The organism is Streptomyces calidiresistens (genome assembly GCF_014141525.1).
Lineage (GTDB): Bacteria > Actinomycetota > Actinomycetes > Streptomycetales > Streptomycetaceae > Streptomyces > Streptomyces calidiresistens.
In genome coordinates, this window is the sequence record NZ_VKHS01000118.1 from 1 (window position 1) to 9950 (window position 9950).

The 9950-nt window shown below is 73.4% G+C and carries 6 protein-coding genes, 1 tRNA gene and 2 pseudogenes; 5 read left to right on the top strand and 4 right to left on the bottom strand.

Translation table 11 applies throughout. The annotated features are described in order from the left end of the window. Positions 1-435: 435 nt before the first annotated feature. The 4 genes from FOE67_RS07745 (at position 436) to FOE67_RS07760 (ending at position 5723) form a co-directional block, all read left to right on the top strand. A tRNA-Leu gene (locus FOE67_RS07745) sits at positions 436-519 on the top strand. Between the two features lie 256 nt (positions 520-775). Then, positions 776-2266, top strand: a complete 1491-nt coding sequence (locus tag FOE67_RS07750; protein ID WP_182661845.1) for an SWIM zinc finger family protein — start codon at positions 776-778, stop codon at positions 2264-2266. Further along, on the top strand, positions 2263-5082 hold the full coding sequence (locus FOE67_RS07755; RefSeq protein ID WP_182661847.1) for a DUF7824 domain-containing protein: 2820 nt from the start codon (positions 2263-2265) through the stop codon (positions 5080-5082). Before FOE67_RS07750 ends, FOE67_RS07755 begins: the two co-directional genes overlap by 4 nt. Positions 5083-5135: 53 nt before the next feature. After that, complete coding sequence (locus FOE67_RS07760) at positions 5136-5723, top strand: IS5 family transposase (protein WP_182661849.1); 588 nt, start codon at positions 5136-5138, stop codon at positions 5721-5723. Positions 5724-5795: 72 nt separating this feature from the next. Here FOE67_RS07760 and FOE67_RS07765 read toward each other — a convergent pair. Continuing rightward, positions 5796-5996 (bottom strand): annotated as a pseudogene (locus tag FOE67_RS07765) (mycothiol transferase); the annotation flags it as partial. A 112-nt stretch (positions 5997-6108) separates the two neighbouring features. On the opposite strand from FOE67_RS07765, the gene FOE67_RS07770 reads away from it, so the two are divergent. Then, the gene (locus FOE67_RS07770; protein ID WP_182661853.1) at positions 6109-6594 is read left to right on the top strand and encodes a hypothetical protein; all 486 of its coding nucleotides are present in this window, start codon (positions 6109-6111) and stop codon (positions 6592-6594) included. Between the two features lie 44 nt (positions 6595-6638). Here the strand turns inward: FOE67_RS07770 and FOE67_RS07775 are convergent, their stop codons facing one another. The 3 genes and pseudogenes from FOE67_RS07775 to FOE67_RS07785 all read right to left on the bottom strand — a co-directional run. Further along, entirely contained in the window at positions 6639-8174 is a 1536-nt protein-coding gene (locus FOE67_RS07775) for a serine/threonine protein kinase (RefSeq protein ID WP_182661855.1), read from the bottom strand. Beyond that, on the bottom strand, positions 8171-8980 hold the full coding sequence (locus FOE67_RS07780) for an FHA domain-containing protein (protein ID WP_369075288.1): 810 nt from the start codon (positions 8978-8980) through the stop codon (positions 8171-8173). The genes FOE67_RS07775 and FOE67_RS07780 overlap by 4 nt, the downstream gene beginning before the upstream one ends. A 266-nt stretch (positions 8981-9246) precedes the next feature. Then, positions 9247-9756 (bottom strand): annotated as a pseudogene (locus FOE67_RS07785) (DinB family protein); the annotation flags it as partial. Positions 9757-9950: the final 194 nt, after the last annotated feature.

A 9950-nucleotide genomic window follows, 5' to 3' on the forward strand; every position in this document is an offset into this window, starting at 1 on the left:
CTTCCCCCCTTTCCTCCGTGTCGTCCCCGGGCCGGCTTCGGGACCCCCGGTCCCTCCCGGTGCCGCGCGCCGTCCCGGGTGGGGTGCCCGGCGTTTCCCCGGGTCCCTTCTCCCCGGGGCGGTCGGTCGCGGGGGAGCCGCCGGGCACCGCGGGGAAGGGCGCCGAACGCCCCGGTCCCCCATTCCCCGCGCGCCCCGCCGGAGGCCGGCCGTCGGCGCCCGCGGGGAGGTCGGTGACGCCCCCGCAGCCCCTCCCGGAATGCGCCGGCCGGCCGCCGGTGGGACGGGGGAAACGGATGTGAGAGCAGCCCGACCGACGTGCTAGCCTTCTGGATGTCGGCGGGTCCACCGCCCACCGGTCCTCCGGGGCCGAGCCGGGAAAGTGCGGGAGCACTCCCCGGGATGTGGGAGAATCGATCCGAGGACACACCCAATGCGCGGGTGGCGGAATAGGCAGACGCGCTGGATTCAGGTTCCAGTGCCCGAAAGGGCGTGGGGGTTCAACTCCCCCCTCGCGCACAGAGAATGTGGGCGGCACCCCCGGTGCCGCCCACATTGTCGTTCGCTCCTCCCCGCGAGTCCTGCGGTCGGAGAGCGCTCCGACGATTCCCGGCGCGATGTCCGCCCGATCACCGATCCCCGGCGCGCGCCCCGGTTGTGAGCAACGTCTCCCCTTCCGTCGGCTCCCCCGAACCCCGCCACGGGCTCCCGGCGAGGCCTGCGCCGTGCCCGGCGGACGGGCCGGTTGTCAGAGGCACGTCCTAGCGTCCCCGCCATGACGTCCAACGTGCAGGCGTACGCCTACGCCCGGCCCTCCGCGGTGCGCGGCGGGACCCTCGGTCTGGAGACCTCCGGCGGCCTCACCCCCGCCGGTCCCGCGGTGCGACCGCACTTCTTCACCGGTTTCCTGACCCGCCCCGCCGCCGCGGCGGCGGCCCTGCTCGCGGTGGCCGATGTCGCCGCCGCGCGCCACCACCGCCCGGATCTCGCCCGGTTGCGCGACCCGGTGGTCACCGCGCACGGCGACCGGCTGCGCTTCGAGTCCTTCTCCGGCTGCTGCGGCGTGTACGCCCGCCTGGACGTCCTCGGCGACGGCCTGGACGGCGGCGAGGTGTTGCACGGCACCACCAACGTGGACGTCAACAACCCGCTGCGGGACGCCCTGGGGCGGATCGGTGCCGATGATCCGATGCACCTGCGGGTCGGGCCGGAGGAGTTGACGGTCACCACCCTGGACGGCGCGGTCGTGGAGAAGAAGGTGCCGCTGCCCGAGCGGTGGTTGCGCGGGTTCGCCGAGACCCAGGTCATCTCCGCCGGGTTCGACCTGCGGGCCGAGTTGGACGCGACGGAGGCGGTGCGGTTCCTGCGGTCCCTGCCGCGCGCCGGCCGGGCCGACGGGACCGTCCGCTGGTTCGTCCCCACCGGTCGCGGTCTGCGTCCCTCCAGCCGGCCGGCCCCCGGCGCGGTCTGCCTGCCGGGCCCGGTCCGGCTCGGCGTCCTGCACCGTGTGCTGCGGCACGTCACCGGCCTGCGGCTGTACGGACCGCCGGTGGAGCCGGACGGCGTGCCGGTGGCCGGTGCCTGGGAGGTGCTGCTGCCCGGCATGCGGCTCACCCTGCTGCTCTCACCGGCCGTCGCGCGCGGCTTCAGCGGTGAGGGCGCGGTCCTGGACGCCCTGTCGGGTGACGAGGCCGCGGCCGACGCCGAGTTGATCGCGGTGCTGCTCGCCTGGGAGCCGCGGGTGGACCCGGCGGAGCTCGCCGAGCGTTCGGGACTGACGCGCGATCGGGTGCGCGCCGCGCTGGTCCGACTGGGCAGCGCCGGCCGGGTCGGTTACGACGTCTCCGAGGCCGCCTACTTCCACCGGGAGTTGCCGTACGAGGCGGACCGGGTGGAGCGGCACAATCCGCGCCTGGTGGCGGCCCGCGCGCTGGTGGCGGACGGGGCGGTGGACTTCGTCGGAGGCGGTGGGAACGGCGGGGGCGCGGACGGCGTCCCCGGAGTGGAGACCACCGGCGCGTTCACGGCCCGGGTGCGCTCGGGGGAGCGCGTCCACCTCGTGCGCTCCGGCGCCGGCGATCGCGTGCCGAGCTGCACCTGCGCGTGGTGGGCCGACCACCGGGGGCGGCGCGGTCCCTGCAAGCACGTCCTGGCCGTCCGCATCCTCCACCGTCGCGGCGGTGTTTCCGAGCCGGCCCCGACCATCGAGCCGGCCCCGACCTCCACCTCCACCTCCACCTCGACCTCCCATGGGGGTTCCCGATGAGCACCACGACCGCTCCCGACGCCCGTGCCGCCGATCCGAGGACCCTCGCCCGGCTGCGCCGCAGGGCCGGCGGCGACCCCTCCGCCGCGCTGCTGCTGGCGGTGGACGAGGCCGCCGAGCGGGAGATACCGACCCTGCTGGCCGACCTCGACGACGCGGCGCGTCGTGCCCTGGTCCCGGAGTTGAAGCGGAAGCGGCGGGAGCACCGGTGGGGGAAGCCGGGGGTGCACCGGGCCGCCCACCTCGCCGGTACCGGGTGCCACACCGGCCCGGTCGCCTGCGCGGCCTGGTTGGCCGCCTCGCGCGAGTTCTTCCGCTGGGAGAACACCGCCTCCCTGGTGGAGGTCCTGGCCGACCGGTCCCCGGAGTTCCTGGCGAAGGTGGTGGAGCGGTTCGCGAACCGCTCCGAAATGCAGGCGTGGGAGGCGGACTTCCTGTTCCGTCTCGCGGAGGCGGCGGGGGTCGAACCCCCGGTCACCGAGGGGGTGGTGACGGGCTGGAGCGGGCGTGCGTACCAGGAGCTGTACGAGCGCGTCCAACGGCGCCGGCAGGCCCGGCGTGTTCGCCGCTCCCGGGCCGGTGGTTCCCGCTCCGCCGATCCCGCCGGCGGGGACCCGGCCCCCGGCGAACCGGTCGGCGACCTGCTCGCCGTGCTCCGGGCGGACCCGCTGACCGCCCGGGTGATCCCGGTCCTGCTGGACACCCGGGAGCTTCCGGGGCGGCTGCACGAGCCGTACGACCCGTCCGGTGCCGGGCCGCACCCCCTGGACACCTGGCCCGGTGCCCTCGCCCACCTGGCGGGTGAGGGCCTGCTCGACCGGACGGCGCTGTTCGACACCGCCGTCGCGGTGGCGGCCCGGTCCGGTCATCCGCTGCCCGACACCCGCTTCCACGTGTCGCTGCTGCGCGCCCTGGACCCCACCGACGACGAGGCCGCCGAGCGCGTCGGCGACTGGCTCCGCCTCCTCGCCGACGCCCCGGCCCCGGCCGCCGGCTACGCGCAGGAGGTGCTGCGCCGGCTGTGGGAGGCGGACCGGCTGCCGGTCGAGCGGCTCGCCGAGGCGTCCCGCGCGGCGTTCTTCCGTTCGGAGAAGAAGCTCGTCCGGGCACAGTTGTCGCTCCTGGACGCCGCGATGCGGACCCGGCCGGGGGCCGTTCCCCTTCTCCTGCCCACCCTCGGCGAGGTGTTCGGTCACCCCGACACCGCGCTGCGCGAGCGCGCCCTGCGGATCGTCGGCCGACGGGTGCGGCACGCGGACGCGGCGGCGCGCGAGGAGTTGATCGCCGCCGCCTGCGTACTGGGCCCCGGCCTCCTGCCCCGGGCCGCCGAACTCCTGGACGCGCCGGACCTCCCGGGCCTTCCCGACGCGGAACCGGCCGCCCCGCCGCCCGACGCGCTGCCCGAACCCCGGCCGCCGCGTCCGCTGCCGGCCCCGGCCGACACCCCCGAGGAGTTCGCCGCCCGGGCGGGGTCGGCCCTCACCGCGGACCTGCGGGCTCGCGCCACGGTCGCCGATCGGGAATGGACCCTGGACGGGCTCGTGCGGCTCGCCCACCGGGACCGCGCCGCCCTGGCCGCAGCCCTGGAGCCGGTCCTGGAACGCCATCGGGAGTGGCTGGGATACGCCGAGTGGATGCGGCACAACGGCTTCGGGCTGCTGCTGCCGATGGTGGCGGCGGCGGGCGGCCCCGTCTCCGTTGACCTCGGGAAGGCCCGGCGGATGGTGGGCAAGGCGGGCTGCCGGGACGCGCGCCTCGCCGCGTCCCGTCGTCGGCGGTTCCTGGAGGTCGCCGAGATGCTGCTCTCCGAGGTGCCGCCGCTGTTGCTGGCCACTCCCGACGACGAGTCCGGCGCGCTGTCCCCGGGGGTCCTGTTGGAGCGGCTGCGTCTGTACCGGGACGCGGGGGCGAAGGCCGGCCCGGTGGACCTGGATCTCGCGCTGCTGCGGTGCAGCCCGGCCGAGGACCCGCCCGGGCTCGCCGCCGCGGCCCGGGAGGTGGGTACGCCGGAGGGGGAGCGGTTCGCCGCGTGGATCGAGGGACCGGGACTGCCCGAATTCCCCGTCGAGCGGGTGGTGGTGACGGGGGACGCGTACCGTGTCCCGCAGGTGGAGTCCGCGCCCTCTCCCGGCGTGGTGGCGGCGCTGCCGGCGCTGCCCGAACTCGGCGGGGGATACCCGGCGCCCGCCACGCGCGCCTCCTGCGAGTACTGGTGCGGATGTGTGGATTCCTCGCCCCGGCAGTGGGCGTCGATGCTGCCGCACCGGCCCGACGCGGTGGCGGCGCACATCGTGCCGGTGCTGGCGAACTCCGCGAGGTGGAACGACCGCCCGGACACCGGGCAGTTGATCGTGCTCGCCGAGGCGCCGGGGCCGGCCGGGCCCGCCCTGCACCTGGCGATCGCCTACGGGTTGGGCGTCCGGCACGCCGACGACCGGCTGGCGACGGTGGACGCGCTCCTGGTCCTCGCCGGTCGGGGCACCCTGGACACCGCCCGGCTGGGCGCCGACCTGGCCGAGCTGATCGGGGGTGGGGCGGTCAAGGTCAACCGGGTCGCCGACGCCCTGGCCGTGCTCGTCGCGGTCGGGGCCCCGGCGACGGCGTGGGCGGTGTTCTCGACGCTGCTGCCGGCGCTGCTCGCGCCCGGTGGCGCGCCCCCGCGCGGCATCGCCGACCTGCTGGCGGCGGCGGCCGACGCGGTGGAGGCCTGCGGGGCGCGCGGGGAGCACGGGTGGCTGGACCCCCTGGCCGATCGGAAGGGCGGCAGCCGGGCGGTCACCGAGGCCGGTCGTCTGCGCCGCGTGCTGGCGGCCTAGGACCTGTCCGGCGGATCATGTGACTGTCTGGCCGGTCGTTCGTTGGTTTGGTCATGGGCCGGGGGGATCTGACGAATCGCGAGTGGTCGCTGCTGGAGCCGCATCTGACTCCGGCGGGTGGTCGAGGTGGCCGGTGGAGGGACCACCGCTCCGACGAGGGACTCGGACGGTCCCGGGGCGGCCTGACCTGCAAGATCCACCTCGCCGGTGAGGGAGGCTGCCGCCTCATGGCGCTCCTGGTCACACCTGGCCGGTGGGGCGACGCCCCACAGTTGATCGAGGTGCTGGACCGGATCCGGGTTCCCCGACCGCTGGGCGGACGGCCCCGGACCCGGCCAGGTCACGTCAGTGGCGACAAGGCGTACAGCTCCCGCCGCAACCGCCGCTACCTGCGAAGACGCCGCATCCGGCACACGATCCCAGAACCGAAGGACCAGCGCGCCAACCGCCGACGCAGAGGCAGCGCGGGCGGCAGGCCCGCCGGATTCGACCGCGACCACCACCGCCGACGCAACGAGGTCGAACGGACCATCAACCGACTCAAGAACTCCCGCGCAGTCGCGACCCGTTACGACAAGCGAGCCCATGTCTTCCACGACACAGTCACCGCAGCAGCAATCCGGTTATGGCTCCGCCCATGATCCGCCGGACAGTGCCTAACCGGGTTGCCCAACCGGGTTAAGGGTCGCAGCGACGTCGGACCCGGGCGCGGACGTCTCGTGCTCGGTCGCCCACAGGTCGGTGCTGTGCTGCCCTGCGTCGTCCCACCGGGGCAGGGGTTCGGGGAAGGGCCGGTCGAAGACCTCGCCGAAGTACCTGGACTCTGAGATCGACGGGTGCCTGACCAGGCCCCGAAGGTTGGTTCCCGTCGAGGTCAGGGGGCAGCGGATGTCGTATTCGATGAGCCCGCAGAGACTTCCAGAGGGGAGGGCGCCGGCCACCCTGAGAGGTCAGAGGTACCCCGACCGGCCGAGATGAAGAAACCTTCTGAACGTCCCAACGGACGACCGCGAAGGGGAAACGCGCATGACCATCATCCGCTCCACCCGACACCGCAAGGGCAAGGCCGTCGCCGCCGCCGGCTCCGCACTGGTCTTCGCCGGCCTGCTGCTCACGGGCGGCGCCGCCCCGGCTGCAGCAGCGCAATCGCAGGAAGTCGAGGCTTCGGTGAGCTGCGACTGGGTGAACCCGGCCAATGCCACCGGCATCTCCACCCCGCGGCAGAGGACCGGTCCGGCGGGGACGGCCCAGGTCCGCTCCGGGTACCTCGGCGGTGTCCAGTACGGCTGGGGCCGTGCGGTGAACACCAACAGCAACTACTACATCCGGTTCGAGGCGGATCTAACCGGGAACCGCCAGCCGAACTGTGTGTCCATCCGGCGGGTCGGCGACCGCCAGTACACGCAGGCACTGCGCACCTCTTCGTCCAGCACGGTGGCCTTCCGCTCCTGCGTGGTGGTGCTGAGCGGCAGCGCGTGTGAGGGCACCAACACCGTCACCTCCTGGTGGTGACGCCTCGGTGGCCGCCGGCCTGCACCGGGCCGGCGGCCACCGGGTCAGCCGCCCGGCGTGTAAAGCGCCAGATACCGGGCCACCTCTTCGGCGTGGTCGCGGAGATGCTCAGGCACCCCGCCCCACTCGTTGACCCGCTCCCACGAACTGCGGTGGGCGAGCGTGAGGGCGACCTGGTGGTCCACCTCCAGGTCGTGCCGGACACGCGGGCTCACATGGCACAGGTAGCGGCCCACGGCGGGAATGGACATCTCCGGCGGGAACGGCGGCTCCGGCGGAACGTCCCGCTCCGGCCGCTCCTCGCTGGGCAGCCACCAGTACAGAACGCTCGGCGTCCAGCGGGCGATACCGAACTCGTCGTTCTCCGGATCGTGGAGATCGGCGTCGAAGTCGCTCTCCGCCTTCAGCAGGGCGGCGATCAGGGCCGGTGTGACCTCCTCCTGGTCGCAGTCGTCGGCGGTGTCCACGATGAACTTCCTCAGGCTGTCGGGGATCCCCGCGTCGGTGGCCAGCCGGTCCGCGCCGTAGGGGGGCGGCTCGGACCCTGCCCGGGGGAGGAGTGCACCGGCGGTGACGGCCGCCAGTACGACGCCACCCGCGGCGGCTGTCAGCCACCGCCGCCGGGGGGCGGCCGTCAGCCGGGGCGAGCGCTCAGCCCCCGCCGCCTCCTCCACCTGCCGCAGCAGGGCCATAGGGCTGTAACCGGACCGTTCCTCATGCGTACGGGCCAGGCAGCCGGCCACTATGGGCCGCCACACTGCGGGGAGCGCCGGGGACAACCGCAGCTCCTCGGCCCCGGCGGCATACCGCCGCATGGCTTCCCGGCGAGCGGCGGCCGTGCTGCCGGGGAAGGCGTGCCCGCCGGTCAGCAGCAGATGGGCGAGAACCCCGAATGCCCAGAGGTCGGCGGTCGTCCGTGTCTGACGGCCCCGCTCGGTCACCGGCTCGGAGGCCAGCTCTGGCGGCGCGTAGTCGCCGCTGGTGAAAAGCGGCGCGTACGCGTGGGTGCCGTCCAACTCGGCGGCAAGGCTGAAATCGGCGAGCCGCACCGAACCATCGGCCATCAGCAGGACATTGCCGGGCTTGAGATCACCGTGTACCCACCCTGCCCGGTGCAGCTGAGCCAGCCCGGCGCAGACCTGCGCGAGCAGTGGCCCGGCACCCGGCAGCGGGCCCCCACCGTCGTCCTCCGCTTGTCGGAGCAGCACGGCGAGGGACGTCTCCGCCCGCTCCAGCGCCAGGACGGTGGCGCCGTCCAGCCCCGGACGCCCGGGGTCCTCCACGGTCAGGACCTCGTACATGCGGATGAGCCGGGGGTGCCGCAGCCGCCGGAGCAGCGCCACCTCCCGCTCGGCGATGTCCAGCAGATGGCTCAGGCTGCGCGGGGTCTGGGTGCCGGTGGGAAGGAATTTCAGCGCCGCGCTCTCCGGCAGTTCGTCCCCGCTCCCTGTCCGCCGCGCGCAGTCGGTCCGCCGCGCAGCGTAGACACTGCCGAAGGAGCCGGATGCCAGCGGCTCCCGGACCTCCCAGCGGCCGACCCGGTAGCCGGCCGGTACCCGCACCGTTTCCCGCGCGCTCACCGCGCGACCCTCCCGGCCACCGGGGATGCTGTGGCCGCTCTGGCCGTCGTGGCCGTCGCCGTCCCTGCGGACGCCCGCAGCAGCGCGAGGTCGTCCTCGCACAGGAGGTTGAAACGGAGGGCCAGGGAGACCAGCGACTCCTTCTTGCCGTTGAAGCGCGGCCCGCCCTCGGCCATCGTCTCCGGCGGGGGCTTGAGGCGGACCTTCACCGCGAGGTAGTCGATGTTCCACTGGACGGCGGTCGAAGTCGCGGCGGGCCACACGGGTTTTAGCCGCCGGACGATCTCGGCCACGGTCGGCACGGGCGCGAACGGCTCCTCACGCAGTTTCGGCTCGCACAACGCGACCAGCACCAGGAAGTACCGCCTGGTGCGGTCCAGGGGAAAGGCCGGTGCCGTGAGCTCGCCCGAGAGGGAATCCGGGGCCGGCACCAGATATTCGTGCCCCGGCGCCCACACGTCGAAGCTGAGTACCTCCTCGCCGGCTGGAAGAAGCACCCGCGAGAATTCGAACGGGATGGGCGCCTCCACTCTCCCTGGAGCGATCTTGATGTGTTCTCCGGCGCCCTCCGGGTTCTCCACCACATAGGTCCGGCCGGTACTGAGGTTGGTCAGGCTCCAGTACATGCTGGCGGCGGTGATGATCCCGGCCCGCCGGGAAACCCCCGCGTGCCGGATGGCCAGATGCGGGCCGCCCGTACGCGGCCGGTCATCGGTGCGCCCGAAGGTGAGCACCTCTCCAGGGTTCAGCTCGAGGGTATGGGTGGTCATGGCACATGCCCCGGGCACTAATAAGATGCGTGTCATTGCTTACCTCCCCCGTGAGGCGAATGATGCAGCTGCGCCCCTCAACAGGATTGAGGCGGCGGTGCGTAAATGTACGGGCCTCTCCCCGTGTGCACCAGATGGTTTTCTGGCCTTCCTGAGCCGGGCCTTTGCCAGTGGGGGGGGGACGGGGTCTTCCTGGTCGCCGCCGAAGTTTCCCGTGTTCCGCTGGGCCCGGATCCACCGCGTGAATCGGGGCTCGGAACGTGCGGCGAGGGTCGGAAATTTCTGACCTCACCACTCCCGACGGCCGCTCTGGCGGCCCGCTCGATCTTCGCGCCCCGGACTTCCCGGAAGGCCCCGTCGCGTTGCGGGGTCGAGTATTCGGCTGTTGTCCCTGTCGAGCCGTCGAGCTGTTCGCGCAGGATGTCGGCGTGTCCGGCGTGCCGGCTGGTCTCGGTGAGCATGTGGACCAGGACGTTGAACAGCTTCACATGGGGGTGTGGCCCCCAGGGCACGTGGCCGGGGGAGTCGATGGCGAGGGCGGTGATCGTCGTGTCCGAATGCCCCCAAACGCGACGGTAGCGGTCGGTGATCTCATCCCGGGTTTCGTGCTCGGTCGCCCACATGGCGGCGCCGCGCTCCTCAGCGTCGTCCCACCGGGGCAGGGGTTCGGGGAACGGTCGGTCGAAGACCTCGCCGAAGTACCTGGATTCTGAGATCGACAGGTGCTTGACCAGGCCGAGAAGGTTGGTTCCCGTCGAGGTCAGGGGGCGGCGGATGTCGTATTCGATGAGCCCGTCGAGATTCCAGAGCATCGCCTCGCGGATATCTCGTGGATCGCTGTGCAAGTACTCTTTCGCGAAATCGTCAATTACGGGCTGAGCCTGTCATGCTCCGCCGACAGGCTCAGCCTGCGACCGGGCTTCTCCGGCCCGCCGGTGGGCGGTGAGGGCGGCGTCCGGCTCGGCGCGGTGCCGCACGGCCTGCTCGGGGGTGATCGGGGCGGGCG